13 protein-coding genes are annotated in these 13585 nt (G+C 66.9%); 4 read left to right on the top strand and 9 right to left on the bottom strand.

Going from position 1 to position 13585, the window contains the following annotated elements; translation table 11 throughout:
- Positions 1–1257 precede the first annotated feature (1257 nt).
- A complete protein-coding gene (locus J8N05_RS46810; protein WP_247707054.1) occupies positions 1258–1524 on the bottom strand; it encodes a ribbon-helix-helix domain-containing protein in 267 nt (88 codons plus the stop codon).
- 886 nt (positions 1525–2410) lie between these two features.
- On the opposite strand from J8N05_RS46810, the gene J8N05_RS48040 reads away from it, so the two are divergent.
- Both J8N05_RS48040 and J8N05_RS46815 read left to right on the top strand, forming a co-directional pair.
- Entirely contained in the window at positions 2411–2545 is a 135-nt protein-coding gene (locus J8N05_RS48040) for a hypothetical protein (RefSeq protein ID WP_282108218.1), read from the top strand.
- Between the two features lie 3 nt (positions 2546–2548).
- Complete coding sequence (locus J8N05_RS46815) at positions 2549–2929, top strand: hypothetical protein (RefSeq protein ID WP_210894613.1); 381 nt, start codon at positions 2549–2551, stop codon at positions 2927–2929.
- A gap of 423 nt (positions 2930–3352) precedes the next feature.
- Here the strand turns inward: J8N05_RS46815 and J8N05_RS46820 are convergent, their stop codons facing one another.
- Positions 3353–3724 (bottom strand): hypothetical protein, encoded by a 372-nt coding sequence (locus J8N05_RS46820; RefSeq protein ID WP_210894615.1) that lies wholly within the window; start codon positions 3722–3724, stop codon positions 3353–3355.
- 202 nt (positions 3725–3926) lie between these two features.
- Here J8N05_RS46820 and J8N05_RS46825 point away from each other — a divergent pair, with 202 nt between their 5' ends.
- A complete protein-coding gene (locus J8N05_RS46825; RefSeq protein ID WP_210894617.1) occupies positions 3927–4202 on the top strand; it encodes a hypothetical protein in 276 nt (91 codons plus the stop codon).
- 8 nt (positions 4203–4210) lie between these two features.
- On the opposite strand, the gene J8N05_RS46830 is transcribed toward J8N05_RS46825, so the two are convergent.
- The 4 genes from J8N05_RS46830 to J8N05_RS46845 all read right to left on the bottom strand — a co-directional run bounded on the left by J8N05_RS46830 (position 4211) and on the right by J8N05_RS46845 (position 8620).
- On the bottom strand, positions 4211–5809 hold the full coding sequence (locus J8N05_RS46830; RefSeq protein WP_210894619.1) for an ISL3 family transposase: 1599 nt from the start codon (positions 5807–5809) through the stop codon (positions 4211–4213).
- 165 nt (positions 5810–5974) lie between these two features.
- Entirely contained in the window at positions 5975–6982 is a 1008-nt protein-coding gene (locus J8N05_RS46835) for a Ppx/GppA phosphatase family protein (protein ID WP_210894621.1), read from the bottom strand.
- A 792-nt stretch (positions 6983–7774) separates the two neighbouring features.
- A complete protein-coding gene (locus J8N05_RS46840) occupies positions 7775–8041 on the bottom strand; it encodes a hypothetical protein (RefSeq protein WP_210894622.1) in 267 nt (88 codons plus the stop codon).
- Positions 8042–8299: 258 nt separating this feature from the next.
- On the bottom strand, positions 8300–8620 hold the full coding sequence (locus J8N05_RS46845) for an STAS domain-containing protein (RefSeq protein ID WP_210894624.1): 321 nt from the start codon (positions 8618–8620) through the stop codon (positions 8300–8302).
- A 701-nt stretch (positions 8621–9321) separates the two neighbouring features.
- Here J8N05_RS46845 and J8N05_RS46850 point away from each other — a divergent pair.
- The gene (locus tag J8N05_RS46850) at positions 9322–9747 is read left to right on the top strand and encodes a DUF5994 family protein (protein WP_210894626.1); all 426 of its coding nucleotides are present in this window, start codon (positions 9322–9324) and stop codon (positions 9745–9747) included.
- A 1093-nt stretch (positions 9748–10840) separates the two neighbouring features.
- Here J8N05_RS46850 and J8N05_RS46855 read toward each other — a convergent pair.
- The 3 genes from J8N05_RS46855 to J8N05_RS46865 all read right to left on the bottom strand — a co-directional run bounded on the left by J8N05_RS46855 (position 10841) and on the right by J8N05_RS46865 (position 13338).
- A complete protein-coding gene (locus J8N05_RS46855; RefSeq protein ID WP_210894628.1) occupies positions 10841–11575 on the bottom strand; it encodes a GAF and ANTAR domain-containing protein in 735 nt (244 codons plus the stop codon).
- A 5-nt stretch (positions 11576–11580) separates the two neighbouring features.
- Complete coding sequence (locus J8N05_RS46860) at positions 11581–12315, bottom strand: GAF and ANTAR domain-containing protein (protein ID WP_210894630.1); 735 nt, start codon at positions 12313–12315, stop codon at positions 11581–11583.
- Between the two features lie 609 nt (positions 12316–12924).
- Complete coding sequence (locus J8N05_RS46865) at positions 12925–13338, bottom strand: STAS domain-containing protein (protein ID WP_282108219.1); 414 nt, start codon at positions 13336–13338, stop codon at positions 12925–12927.
- Positions 13339–13585: the final 247 nt, after the last annotated feature.

The raw sequence follows: 13585 nt of genomic DNA on the forward strand, positions 1-13585 counted from the left end.
CAGTCAACTTCCCGACCCTTCGGCGTGCGTAATTCAGGAATGCCCCCAGCTTCACTGCCACCTCCTGGCCGCCGCTGCCGTCTCCGTCCGCCTCCACGGTGATCGTTTCGATGTGTTTGCGGGCGGGTCGTAGGTGTCCTTCGCGGGTGGCTGGGCCGGTCGGTGAGCTGGGGGAGGGCCTGTTCCGGTTCTTCACCCCGAGGAGGCAGCTGAACCGATCTCCGCCAACAGCCCATGAGGCTGCGCCAGGCCCTGTTCGGCAAACGCTCCGATATAGCCGGTCACCGTGTCTGAGGGCCCGGGGCGGCAGCTCAGGGTCGGCCCGACGTCACGTCGGGGGGAGACGGCTATGGGGTGAGGGTCCAACGCCATGACGGGAGTTGGACCCTCGGAGACTACGCATCCGCTGTGAGGAAGCGGGTGCGCGCTACTTCGTCAACACGCCGTCGTCGGCTGGTCACTGTGCTCGGGCGTCAGGATGCCCCTGACTCGATCGTCCGGCAGCGGATGCAAGGCTGTACCAGTGCCTGGGAGCAGTGCAACAGACTCGCCATGGAGAGAACGTGCTGCTGACCTTTCTCTCCAGTTCGGCCAGCCAGGCAACAGCATCCCTGCCAGTTACCTGACCCGCACGGCACGGCCCGGCCCCTACGAGCTCTAAGGGGCCGGGCCGGGCGGCGTCCAGAGGAAGAGACTCAGCCGCCGATTCTTTGGCGGCAGTGAACTTCCTACGATGGACGTTTGGCGCTGGGACCGTATCGTCGGCGAGTGGGCGACCGTGGCTGTTGCGGAGAGACACCGATGGAAAAGCCAGGGGCCCTGGTAATCGGCTGTCTGCTCCCGCTGTGCGGGAAGGTGGGGTGTGCCCGCTTCTGGCGGCACTTCGTGGCAGGAGCCGACGACGCGGCAGCTGTCTGGTGCTGGACGGTCTGCTGTTCAACCGCATGAGGGAAGCGGTTCACTGCTACGGAAGCCTGGCCGGCGCGCATTTTGGGATGGGTCACACGATGACCGACGGCCGCTGCACATACCCTCCGTGCCCCGTTTGAGACGGGCTGCTGGAGCATATTTGAGCAGGTCAGTCACGGGAGTTTCGGCGTTGTTGCGCTGCCCGGCTTGGGGTTTCTCGTGAGTGTCGTCGGTGACGGTGGCTGTCACATGGCGATCACACAGCTACGAGCCGCAGTGACAGCGGATGGCTGCGGCTGGCGGGTGATGTGGAGTGTTGACGCGGCGGACCAATGGTCGCCGCGTCTGTCACACGAGCCACAGCTGGCGGACGGACTTGCCGTCACGCGACTTCAGCAGCACTTCGTTGCCGTCTGCTGTCTCTCGCTCCACCAGTTCCAGAAGGGCCACTGCCCGCCGGACCGTCTCGGTGATCGAGATGCCCTTGTGTTCCTTGTACCAGCGGAGCTTGGAGGCAGTGTCTTCGTTGATGTTCACGCTGAGGCGGGTGACCGCTGTCGTCGACTGGGTGGTGCTCGTCGCCGACGCGGGTGTCTCAGTCGGGTGCTCGGGCATGCCAAGGCTCCTTGATTCGAAGAGTTACTCGAACGGACCCAGACACGGCAAGGTTCGGGCCCCGCCCTGCAGCGTGTCGCTACGGGCTCCCGAATGGCTCCGTGCTCATTGGGTCATCGCTGCCCGCACAAATGTCCTAAGCAACCACGGCCCCCCAAGGCGCGTGGTCCACCCCGAAAGGTGCGGTGCAGCGCAAGCGTCAGCCTGCTGGTCAGGTGAAGTCAGAGGACGTGTGAGTAGTCATTCTTCTCCCTTGCGTGGGCCGACTGATGCTCGGTTACTTCGACATCGTGCCCTCGTACGCATCCGATGTCAAGTAAATACTTACCATGTGTGGCAGTGGTACACATGGAATGTGTACCACGTGTGCATGAGAGGAACATGAGATGTTGAAAATGATCACATAGCATGTGGTATCGTCGGCCCCCAAGCACAGCTTGGGTGTCGCTCAGCAGCACCAGCCAAGCGCCGACCGCGGCGATGACATAGGGGGGCGCCCTCTGCATGGCGAACAATCCCGAGTGCAACTACGAGGTGCTCCACTACGGCTCACTCCGCTTCGTCACCCCGTACCAGGAGTGGCACAACGAACGGTCATACCCCCCGTTGCCCGAACCTGAAGTACGGGAAGTACCGCTCGGCCGCCGGATCCTGGTACGGCAGCGACGCAGCCGGGGCGAGTTCCAGGAGGACCTGCTACCGGCCCATACGGAAACATGCGGCCTCGGCCCGCCCCGGCGCATCGAGATCTGCAGCTGCAGGCAAGGAGACCATGAGTGAAGAACGGCACCGGGACGGTCGGGCACTTAACCAGCCACTGCAACGGGCGCCGGCACCCACCGGCGCCCAGTGCCAGAGCCGCCGCGCGCCGACGAGGTGAACACTTGTGACCACAGCCGCCACCCCGACCGGCTCGCAAGGACCCGACGAGCTCTGGGAAGACGAGATCCCCTCCACGGACAACAGCTTCCTGTGCATCGGGCCGGCCATCCCCATAACCCGCAGTCAGGAGGACGACTAACAGTTGGAAGAGGACGAGAACCCCTCCGACGAACCTGTAGTGGTCGTACAGGCCATCGAGACCAGCAGCCCGTCGCCGAGAAGTCCTCAACCCGGCTCCGGTCAAGAAGAGTTCATCGAGGACGAACCTCCCGGCTCCTCCGACGCAGTTCGTGAGGGCAAGCCGAAACACATCGACGAAACCCGTCGCACACTGGCCGTCGGCATGCTGTGGCTTGTGGCCGTCGTAGCGGTCCTCCCGACCCTCGGCCTGATCCTCACTCACTGGACCCACTTCGGGACCGAGGCTTACCGCGAAGTGAGTCTCGTCTTCACCCCGGTGGTCGCCCTCACCAGCGCCGCGTTCGGCTTCTTCTTCGCCAGCGACGACCGCAACCGCCCTTGACACGGCACACTTAGCAGCGGCAACACCCAATCGGTCCTACCGCTCCTGGCCTTGCTCACCCGAACAACACCCACTGCACGGGTGAGCTGGCCCAGCACCTGTAGCAGCCCGCGGCGTGTTCGGTAACGAGATCCCGTAACGCGATCAGGTCCAGTCCTTCTCACCCTCGCCGCCCACGCCCTTGATGCCGCCCGGGTATTGAGCAGGCGTCCCGGATGGTGCGGCGAGAGCCGGACGGGTACGCCCGCAGTTGGACCGTCGCCAGCGCCACCCCAGCCGTCCAGCACCCCGAGGACGACCTGTGCGTGGCCGTGCTTCCCCTGGACACCCCCACTGCCCCCGCGCCCGCACTGGTCCGAACAGCCCAGATGGCGCACTGCCCCTTCCCGCCGCCACCCCCTCAACCGGGGCGCAGATTGGCGCTCACGGCGCCTCCTGGTGATCAAGGGCGTTCGATGCGGTCAACCGTGGAACCGTCGCGCGTGATGGCGGAAGCCGGGCGGGGCAGATCTGTGCGCGGTGTGTGGTGCGGAAGACGAGCAGGGCCCAGTGCTCGGAGACGGGTCCGATCTGGGGAGCTCGGTAGGTGGAACCGTACGTATTGACGCTGTCCAGCTGCCAGCTCTGGGCTTTGACGTGCTCGATCGCGGCAGCGAAGAGGTGCTCGGCCGCACGGCCCGGGACAGGAGGGTTGTTCAGCGGCACGCTGGTGGAGAACACGCGGTACTGCGTCCTACGGGCTTGAGCCGTGATCTCGCTGATCCAGTCGTCCCCGCTCGCCACATTCGCGGTCACGCAAGCCCTCTCTCTCGCTGTGAGCTGCCCAGCAGCTCGCCCCGGCCAAACGTCCCCCTGGTGGCAGTAGTTGAGCCCGGCTGGCTGTGTCTGTTTCTTCGGGCTCTGGTCCGCTTTGTGTGGAGGGCTCACCGACAGTGATGTCCGAGGAGTGTGGTGGGATGGCCGCGCTCTGTCGGTCGTTTGGTGGGAGATCGTTCCGATGTCTGTGTACCCGTCGCTGGCCCGCGCTCTGGCGGAGGCTTTGGTGGATGTCCTCTGGTTCGTTGAGGGGTGCGAGGACGAGCAGATGGATCCGGATGACGCGGTCAAGGTCCTGGAGGGCGTCGCCCATCTGGTGACGCAGCTGTCGAGTAATCAGAGAAGCGAGTTCATCGGCCTGCTCGGTTCGATGGCTGCAGAGGAGGCCGACCCTTTGCGCCGTGCGTTCCTGGAGGGCTTCCCTGAAGGTTTCGGACTTGTTGAGGACGACTCCTGAGCTGGGCTCTAGGCAGAGAGCAGGACGCGCTTGCGGAGGAGTTCGAATCCTGCGCGGCCGAACATCTGGCGTTTGAGCATCTTGATCCTGTTGACGTGGCCTTCCACGACGCCGGAGTTCCAGGGCAGGGTGAGGCCGGCCGTGACGGCGTCGAGGTCGCGCAGGAGGTGCTGAGCGAAGTGGCGAAGGCTGGGCAGGTCGGAGGTGGCACTGGCCGCCTCGATCCACTCGGGTAGTCGGTCGCCTTGTAGGTGAGTGAGCATGTGGGCGAAAGAACGCACGTGCTCGGCAAGTGCAGTCAGGTCGGGGCAGTTGGCCAGGACGGCTTTGAGCTGGACCCGGTCGCCTTCGGGCATGACGTCGGGGTGGGTGAGGAGCCAGCGCGTGACGGCGCGGGCCGACGGCGGGCGGGGCCCAACCGGTTGGGGCTTGCCGCGGAGATTCCTGCTGACGTAGTCGCGGACACTGGCGTAGCCGCGGGGATAGCCCTGTTCTTTGATCTCCTCCCATAGTTTCCAGGCGTTGGTGCAGCCTTCCTGCCAGCGCTGATCGAGGTAGGGCTTGTAGTCGTCGAGCCTGGTCGCACGGTTTTGCCACTGGCCGGTGAACATCTCTTCCGGGGTGGTGGCGCGGGAGAAGCGCAGGATCGTGTTGAGGGTCATGCCGAGCTGTCGGGCGATGGACCGCTTGCTGTGACCGGCGGCGAGGAGAGCGTGGATGGTGGCGTGCTTGGCCCGGGTGCGTTCGGCGAACCGGTGTCCCGTCGGCCAGGGAGACGACGTGACCGGCTCTGCCTCCTCCGGGGGTTCCTCCCGCTGCACCGGAGTGGGGCGTAAGCAGCCGCGGTGCCGGTAGACGCACTTCTCGGCGGCTTCGCCCAGGTTGTGCCAGAGGTGCCACCGGTCGGCGACCTGGAGGGCCTGCGGGGCGCCGCGGGTGGCGCCTTCGGCGAAGAAGGGGGCCCGGTCACGGCAGACGATCTCGATGCCGGGCCGCTCGGCGAGCCAGGCCGCGAGTGTGTCCGCCTCCCGGTCGGGAAGGAGGCCGACCGGGCGACGTGTCTCGACGTCAACGAGCACGGTTCCGTCGATACGGCCCTTGCGCTGGGCGTATTCGTCCACGCCGACCACCCGGGGTGTGGCGGTGGCGGGGTCCGGAAGCGAGGCGATCAGCCTCAGCAGGGTGTTCCGGCTGACCGGGACCCTGAAAGTGTCCGTCATCCGGGCGCCGGCCCGGCCCGCGAGCGCAAGACCGACCGACACCAGCGCCGACCGCAGCCGCTCGGTCCGTCGCCCGAACCTGCGGGTCAGGCCAGGAACTTGCTCGGCGAAGGTCTTCCGCTCGCAGGATTCCTCCTCGCAGACGAACCGCCGCACCCGCAACGACAGCTCGACGAACTTGCCCGCTGTCGGCAGATCACGAGGGAACCGCAGGTAGGAGCCGTGTATTCGACCCGACCAGCACCCGCACCCCGGGCAGGCCGCCCGCCCTGCGGTCGTACGGGCCTCGACCCGGACGGCCGTGTCGGTCACCTCTACCGATTCCACCAACACGTCCTCGACCGAGGAGAACAGCAGCTCGTCCAGCTGCGGCAGCACTTCGTTCACGGCGAAGGACTGTCGACTACACCACCATCCAGCCGAGCGATTTTCGGGCGAAGTCAACCCCCATCACGCGAAGATCGACAGTCACCCTGCGTACGCAACCACACGAAGTGGGCCAGAGCCCGAAGTCATCGACATAGCCACCACCGGGGAATGTGCTGCAGGGTCTCAGGGTGTTGGTGGAGCTATCTGCACCACCGTATGTTCCGGGTTTGTCTGGCTGTTGCTTCGTTCCAGAACGGCGGACCACCATGCGGCTCCGTCTTCGATGTACCTCAGCAGGACTCCCTCACGGAGGGCCCAGGGGCAGACGGTAGCTGATGCGACTCCTGTCAGCTTCATGACGGTGTGGCCCACGATGGCTCCTGCCAGGCTCTGGCCGGCTCGTGGAGCTGAGATCCCCGGCAGCTGTGCCCGCCCGGCGGCCGGTAGCGCCGCGAGGCTGTCGATGCACTCCCGCAGATCACTGCATGACAGGTGGCGGGTGACGAAGGGGCCCTGGCGTCCGGGGGCGGCGCCGCTGAGGCGGGCCAGCTGCTGGAAAGTGCGCGAGGTCACCACTGCTGTCCGTGGTCCCTCCCAGCGGACTCGGGCTGAGACATCCCGCAGGGCATGGCGTGCGGTACGGCGCAGCGCTTTCAACCTGCGTCTGCTGGGCGGGTCCTCGTCCTCGAAGAACTGCTGGGTCAGGCGGCCGGCACCGAGGGGCAGTGCCGCGACGAAGTCGGGCAGGCGACCGCGGCCGAAGGCGATTTCGAAGGAGCCTGCGCCGATGTCGAAGAGCACGAGCGGGCCGGCCTGCCAGCCCATCCAGCGGCGGGCTCCCAGGAAGGTCAGTTCGGCCTCCACCTCGGCCGGAAGCGTGCAGAGGAACGTATCGGTGTCGGCGTGGATGGCCTGCAGTACTTCGTGGCGGTTGGGTGCGTTACGTACCACGGCCGTCGCAAAGGCCAGCGGCGCGCTGGCGCCCCACTGCCGGGCCGCCCTGCTCGCTGCGGAGATCGCCGCAGTGAGTTGTTCGACCGACTCGCCGGGCAGGAGTCCTTCGGCGTCGGTCTGCTCGGACAGGCGCAGCCTCCACTTGGCGGTGTGAACAGGTAGCGGAACACCGCCTTCCACATCCGTTACGACCAGCCGGACCGTCTTGGATCCCACATCCACCACACTCATCCGCATGAACAGGCCCCTACCCGCACAGAAAATCGCCAGCTACAGCATCCCGGCCACCTTCGCCCTCGCTCTACGCTGTCGTGTACGCGGTCCACCGACCGAGCTTCGAATAGGCGCACTGTCAGCACGGCGCGGCGATCGCACCGAACCTTCGAGGACCGGCTGGCAGACCCCATGGCCAGGGCTTGAGAGCCCTGGCCGTGGGGGGTTAGCAGGCGTCGATCGTGTCGCCGCCCATGCGTACCGCTCGCGTGTCAGCGAGTGCACGTGCCACTCGTCTTCCGAATTGCTCAGAGGCTGATCTCGAAGAGTTGGGAGAGCCGTTTGAGCCCCATCGCCTCGTCCGTATCAAGGCGTGTCCGAACGGGTGGGGGCCGGCTGAACGGGAGGGTTGTCGCGTGCGCTGTGTGGGCGGGGGGCGGGTGTTGGGGGTGGTGGGGCGAATGGGTGAGCGGTCAGTCGTTGGGCGGCGGTGGGTCGTTGTACAGGTATGGGAGTTTTCCGTGACGGTCCGGGTTCGGGTGTATGGCGTGCCGTGCGGGCGCAGGCTGTCTGCATGGCGTGTGGTGTACGGCAGCACGGTGGCGCTGGGGTCTGTCCGGGGACGGAGGAGCTCCGGTTTCCCCCGCACGCACGGACTGCAGTCGACACGGTTTCCGGCTCCAATACAGGCCGGTGGGCGGTCGTGGCGAGGGCGGTGCTGATCGTCTGCGCCGCCCTCTCGATCATTGCCGCGACGGTGTCGACCCTCCTGCGCACCGGCTCCTGATACTGCTCCTTACGGCATGCGGTGAAGGGTCATTCGTGCGGGGGGTCCGCAGACGGGGTACATGATCCGGTCGCATCGCCGCTCGTGCCCGTGGGGCCACTTACGGCGGCCGGCCAGGCGGTCTCGGGTGCGCGGGTGCTGCCTGTGCGCGCGGCGTTGGCGTCGGCCTCCTGCATTTCGGTGCACCAGCGGCAGTGGCCGGTGCACGAGGGGCGGCTGTCCTGCCAGTAGGCGCCGAGGAGTTCGGCGCGCACGCCGGAGGTGTATTCGTCACGTTGGCGCGGCTGCTGGCTCATGCCGGCCACAACACCGGCGGGTGGGTGGGGGTTGTGGCCCGTCATGCCACAGCATCGGCTCCGTGATCAGCCCGCGATGCGATGGCCGCTCTGGAGCGGACCGTCAGCTTCGGCCTGTGCCGGGCTTTCGCCCTTTCTGTCCAGCGATGCTTGCGGTCGTTTCGGGGCAGGCGTGCGGCCCGTCATGCCCGACTGCTCACCTGGCGGAGAAGGGGTCCGTGCCCGGTACCGGCCGGTGTCGGTACAAGGGCTCGCGGTTCAGTGTTCCGGTGGCCGGTCCGGGGTGCTGTCGCGTGCGGCCTCGGCCGCCTGCGGCAGCGTGGGGAATACCCGGAAGTGTTCCCGCGTGCCGGTCACCGTCAGTAAGTGCTCCACGTGCTGGGGCAGCGGGCCGATCAGCCAGGGCAGAGCATGGCCCCGCTGCAGCGGTATCAGTAGGGTGTTGAACGCCTCGGGGCCCAGGTAGGCCACACCGGACAGGTCCACAACGACCCGCTTGCCGGAGTGCTCCGCCGACTGCACCGCCAGATCAAGCAACTCCACGTCCTCATCGCCATCCAGGTCACCCTCCAGCACCACCAGGGCAAGATGCGGCCACTCCAATATCAGACGGACCGGGCTCTTTCCTGGAGGACTCGACATACATCCTATTTTCCCCCTGCGGCGACCGTCACGCGCAGCCAGCTCGCCCCGCCGCGTAGCGAGCGCCTCGCGGCGGACTGCGAGTCCAGCTCGTGCGTAGAGCTGTGAGCCGCTCGGCTATCTTGTCCCGCTCGACCGTCGGGAACAGGGGTTCCGGATCCGGGGTCGCGGCATCCTGTGACGCCGCGGGGCTGGTCCGCTTTCTGTGGGTCGTACGTCTGCTCGTGTGCGCTTTCCTGCGCGTCGTGCCGGATATGCGGAGCGGCATGGCCCTCAGCCGTGCAGCCGGTCAACGCCCGGTGTCGGCCCCGGGCAACGCGATGCCTCTTGCGAACACACGTGGTTGTGACACGGGCGGGAGTAAGGTGGCAAGAACACGGTCACACTTCTCCCGCTGCCCCAGGGCTGCGAATGAGGCGTCCCCCTTCCCCGTGCTGTGCTCCCTCGCCCCGCTTTCGTTCAGCGAGAGCGGGCACAACCGCCACGAGGTTGGCCGCAGTCGACTCGGGCCATCAGCCGCCATCATCCGTCTCCTCGGATGGGTGCACGACGTCCGTCGGCCGAGTCCAACCCGCATCGCCGCCCGCCGAGCCTGGCATCAACCATTCGTCCACGTACGGCAGCTGGCAGGAGCTTTCATGACCACCGCACTGCAACCTCCGCTTCCCTCCCACCCCCTCCTGCGCCTGCGCCTGGCACCTCAGGGCGGCATGTCCCGCGCCATCGATGGAGCGTGGTGGCCCCGTTCGTACGACCTGCTCGCCGAACTCCCCCGACTGATCGCCGAGTTGCCGCCCGTATGGGGTCAGATCACCAGCGTCACGGTCAACGCGGCGACCTGGTCCGCTGTGCCTGGCCGGATGCTCGTCTCCAACCAGGTCGTAAGGCTGCACAGGACCCTCACGGCATCCGCCGCGCACACCATCATCCTTCTCGCACCCGGCCAGGGGCGCTGGGACCTGACGGTCGTGCCGCCGAATACAACCGAAGAGGCCGCGGAGCCGCTCATGGCGGCCGTGGCGGACGGTCAGGCGCGAGAAGCTGCGAAGAAACCTCGATGTTGATCCCGTGGGCCCAGGCGAGGGACGCGAGCGCGTGCGGAGCGCGGTTCGGTGCGGACCGCGCTACCCAGCGTGGACAAAGAAGCCCATGCTGCACGGACCCGTTTACGGCACAGATCATCTCAAGCTCTGTCGACAGCACGTTCATTCCGGCGACGGCATCGGACTGGCACGACGGCCGTCTCGGCTGACCGGCGTCAAGCTCCCGGCGCTGCCCGCTCGGTACCGGCGCCGATGAGGATCTGTTCGGCACTCGTGAACGCCCTCGCGGAACGACGGCTTCTCTTGCGCGCCGGCCGGCAGGAGCACACAGTCCGAAGAACTTCGGCACGCACTGAGGCAGCACTGGTAGACCACACAGCGACTGCTCCACATCTAGGCGGCTTTTTTTCGTTCTATTCCGTACGGACAGAACAGGAATGACATATCGTCATACTGCAACCTCGTCGCGTCAACAGGACGCTGTCATAGAGAGGTTCTTTTCCGCAGCAGAGCGAGCCTGCGGAGCGCGAGAGCCGGGCCCCGCATTCGCTCCCACGGATGTCGGCGAAGCCCGGAAGCGTCCCCCGCGGCAGCTCCATACCGGAACAGTTCACACTGTCCCGGTGGCCTGAGGGGAATGCACCGCGGCGCCACCGGGGGGATACGTCGCGCAGGGCATGAGGCCGCCGCGCTCGAAGCGGCGGCCTCCGCCACGACACCCCGCGCGAGGTTCTTTGATCCATCGCACGGTCCGTGACCGGGGTGCGCCACGCAAAGAGAGTGAACCCGATCCGCAGACCGCGGCCCCTCCCCGAAAGCGCCTGTACGGAGAGCCCGACGTCGCCAGCCTTTGCGGCCAGTGCGGCCAGCGGCCCCATGGTGAGGCGGTCGCCGTTGTGCCTGACGTCGCCGAAGCGCTCTGCGATCTCAAGGACCGCGAAGCCGTCCGCCGCGACCTCGAGCCGGAGAACATCCTGTTGCCTTGAAGGCCACTGGCGCGGGGCCGCCTTCGACATCGCCCACTGCGCCGCAGCGGCCAGCGCCCGGCCCCGTGCCCTGGGCCGGGCAGGACGGGCATTGAGACGGCGCTGGAGAGGGGGTGTCGGTTCACGGGTTACGGGGTGTCGGTCTGTGTGAAGTCTCCGTCGAAGGTGTTGTCGATGACGTGCTGGGCGAGTTCGGTGAGGCGCAGGTGGTGGGGGCGGGCGTAGGTGCGCATGGCACTGAAGGTTTCGTCGAGGCTGAGGTTGTAGCGTTCGGACAGGACGCCCTTGGCCTGTTCGATGATGACGCGGCTGGCCAGGGCGGCCTGGAGCTGCGCCTTTTCTAGGTGGCCCTGTTCGATGGTGCGCTGCTGGAGGATGGCGATGGTTGCGACGTCGGCGATGGCCTGGCCGATCTGGATGTCGGTGTCGCTGAGGCGGCGCAGGCGGGTGCCGAACAGGTTGACGGCTCCGATGACCTCGTGGCGCAGTTTCATCGGCAGGGCGTGGGTGACGGTGAAGCCGGCTGTTCGGGCCTGGGCGGCGAAGGGGCCGAAGTCGAGGGTGGCGGCGCCTGAGGTGAGGCTGATGTTCAGCTGGGCCTGGCCGGTGTGGTAGCAGCGGACGCAGGGGCCTTGGTTGTGCTGGAGGGCGAAGAGTTCCAGGAGTCGGGTGTGCTCGTCGGAGGCGGCGATGAGCTGGAGTTCGCCGTGCTGGTCGACGATCATCACGCCCGCTGCGTCGACGTCGAGGAGTTCGACGCAGCGGGTGGACAGGCGGTACAGGAAGTCGATGAGGTCGAAGTCCTCGGTGAGCGTGTCCACGGCCTCCACGAGGACGTCCAGTACCCGCTGTTGACCTGTCATCGTCATCAGTCCCTGTCTGTGGACGGAGTGGCCGTCCCGTCTCGATTGTTCCGGAAGTGCAGCCGCCGGGCCACCACTTCGTCGGCGGTGGTGAGCAGTGGTTGTTCGGTGCGGTAGGCGTGGGCGCGCAGCATGGCCATGGCTTCGGTGAGGGAGGCGTTGGCCTGGACGCTGATGATGCCCGCGGCCTGGTGGACGGCGGCACGGTGCAGTGTGGCGTGTGGTTCTGCTTGGGCGAAGGACTCCCGCCACTTGCCGTGGAGTATCAGTGCGGAGGTGATGGCGGCGGCCATCACGAGTGCGTCGTCGATCTGGGCGGGGTCCAGTGCGGCGGCGCTGGCGCGCTGTGCGGTGAGAACGCCGAGGGAAGCGGCTCCCAGGTGCAGGGGGAAGCAGAAGAGTGCTCGCACGCCGAGGCGTGCGGCCTCGGGCAGGAAGGCCGGCCACCGGTGCGGATCGCTGTGTTCCAGATCGCCTACCGCGATCAGGGACCGGTTGCGGTAGGCGTCGAGTCCCGGGCCCTCGCCGAGGGTGAACTGGATGTCTTCCAGGAGGGCGCTGCGGCCGGGGGTGGACCACACCGTCTCGGTCAGGGACCCGTTGGTTCCCAGGGAGACGGCGATGCCGTCCACGGCGAGTGCGCGTGCGCAGCGTGCCGGGTCGCCGCCGAGAGGACCGGAGCCGCTTCCTGCGGGAAGATCACGCAGGATACGGGCCATGATGGCGCTCGTGCCGGTCATGTCACCGCTCTCAGGCTTGCCGAGAAGGCGCCACCCGAGGTGAGCAGCAACCCTGGACACCCTACACAGGGTGCATGGACAGGTACCGCGAGCGCGGGTAGGGCCGGAGAGCGTATTTCTGACCGTTCCGGCGGACAAAGCTTCCTCGCCTGCCGCGGTTGTGCCGTAATGGGGTGAGCGGGAGCAGACCGCGCCGGACACGGCGTCCGCGCCGAGCGCAGGGCGTCCGGGTCCGGCACGATCTGGTCCGCCGTGCTCCCTGTTCGGGTCGGGGAGCACGGACCGGTTGCGAGAACACCCTGCGGGTCCCCCGGATTCGCTGAACGGTGTCCTCGCGTCGGTTGTCCCTGCCGGGCGCCTGGGGAAGGCGGGATGCAGCCCGGCGCGACAGCGGCAAGGACATGAGATGGAGTTGTGTTGTCGGCGATGCGGCTCCAGCCTGCTTGGGGTCGGACAGGACCACGACCCAGGGGCAGGGGGCCAGGAGAAGCGGCGCAGCGCGGTGTCCGGCTGCGGCGGCTGTCGCCCTCCACGCTAGAGCCCGTGCCGGGGGAGCGGAACGTGAATTCCGGACGTGCGCCACACCACGGTGTTCGCATAAAACTGCCTCTAGCCGCTGCCGGCGGGAGACAGGGACGGTGCAGGGGCGTACCGGCCCTCACGTGGCCACGGACCGACCGGCCGGGAACGGCCCATACGGGCATCCAGAGTGGTCGCATAGCGGGGGAATCCGTCGGTGAGGCGCAGTGCCGTCAGTAGGACATGAATGCTGCGCTGGCTGTACACCAGACGGGTCCAGCCGCCCCGGTCCAGGCACCGGGTGCGGGCCACCGACAGTTCACGGACTCCGCTGGAATCCATGAACGACACACCCCGCAAGTCCACGATCAACAGGAACGCAGCTGGGCTCGGGGAGGGAGCGTTCATCCGGGCGGCGAACTCCACCGCGGTGCACAGATCGATCTCTCCGGTCACACGAACAACGCGGCACTGCCGCAGCGATATCGGGTCACGAACGTCCATAGCGGACCAACTCCAGCCGGCACAAGCACGGAGACTGCATTGCGCGGAAGAGCCAGGGGCCGGGGATACCGCTTACCCAAACCCTAGAGGTACACGGACCTTCGTCCCCACAAAAGTCGGCCCTGCACGCAGCGATGCCTCATTTCGCCCGAATGAGACTGAAGGTGAAAGCTTTGCAACTCATGCCGGGATAGTTCGAGGCGCCTTCAGTAGATGAGTGCGCATCCAGCGACGGGTCAACGGCGTC

The sequence above is a fragment of the Streptomyces liliiviolaceus genome, from assembly GCF_018070025.1.
Lineage (GTDB): Bacteria > Actinomycetota > Actinomycetes > Streptomycetales > Streptomycetaceae > Streptomyces > Streptomyces liliiviolaceus.

Bases quoted from the DNA above. Each gene is read 5' to 3' on its own strand.
- J8N05_RS46860 (WP_210894630.1), bottom strand. From the start codon at position 12,315: ATGACCGGCACGAGCGCCATCATGGCCCGTATCCTGCGTGATCTTCCC.
- J8N05_RS46850 (WP_210894626.1), top strand. From the start codon at position 9,322: ATGACCACCGCACTGCAACCTCCGCTTCCCTCCCACCCCCTCCTGCGC.
- J8N05_RS46865 (WP_282108219.1), bottom strand. From the start codon at position 13,338: ATGGACGTTCGTGACCCGATATCGCTGCGGCAGTGCCGCGTTGTTCGT.
- J8N05_RS46855 (WP_210894628.1), bottom strand. From the start codon at position 11,575: ATGACAGGTCAACAGCGGGTACTGGACGTCCTCGTGGAGGCCGTGGAC.
- J8N05_RS46840 (WP_210894622.1), bottom strand. From the start codon at position 8,041: ATGAGCCAGCAGCCGCGCCAACGTGACGAATACACCTCCGGCGTGCGC.
- J8N05_RS46835 (WP_210894621.1), bottom strand. From the start codon at position 6,982: ATGCGGATGAGTGTGGTGGATGTGGGATCCAAGACGGTCCGGCTGGTC.
- J8N05_RS46825 (WP_210894617.1), top strand. From the start codon at position 3,927: ATGTCTGTGTACCCGTCGCTGGCCCGCGCTCTGGCGGAGGCTTTGGTG.
- J8N05_RS46810 (WP_247707054.1), bottom strand. From the start codon at position 1,524: ATGCCCGAGCACCCGACTGAGACACCCGCGTCGGCGACGAGCACCACC.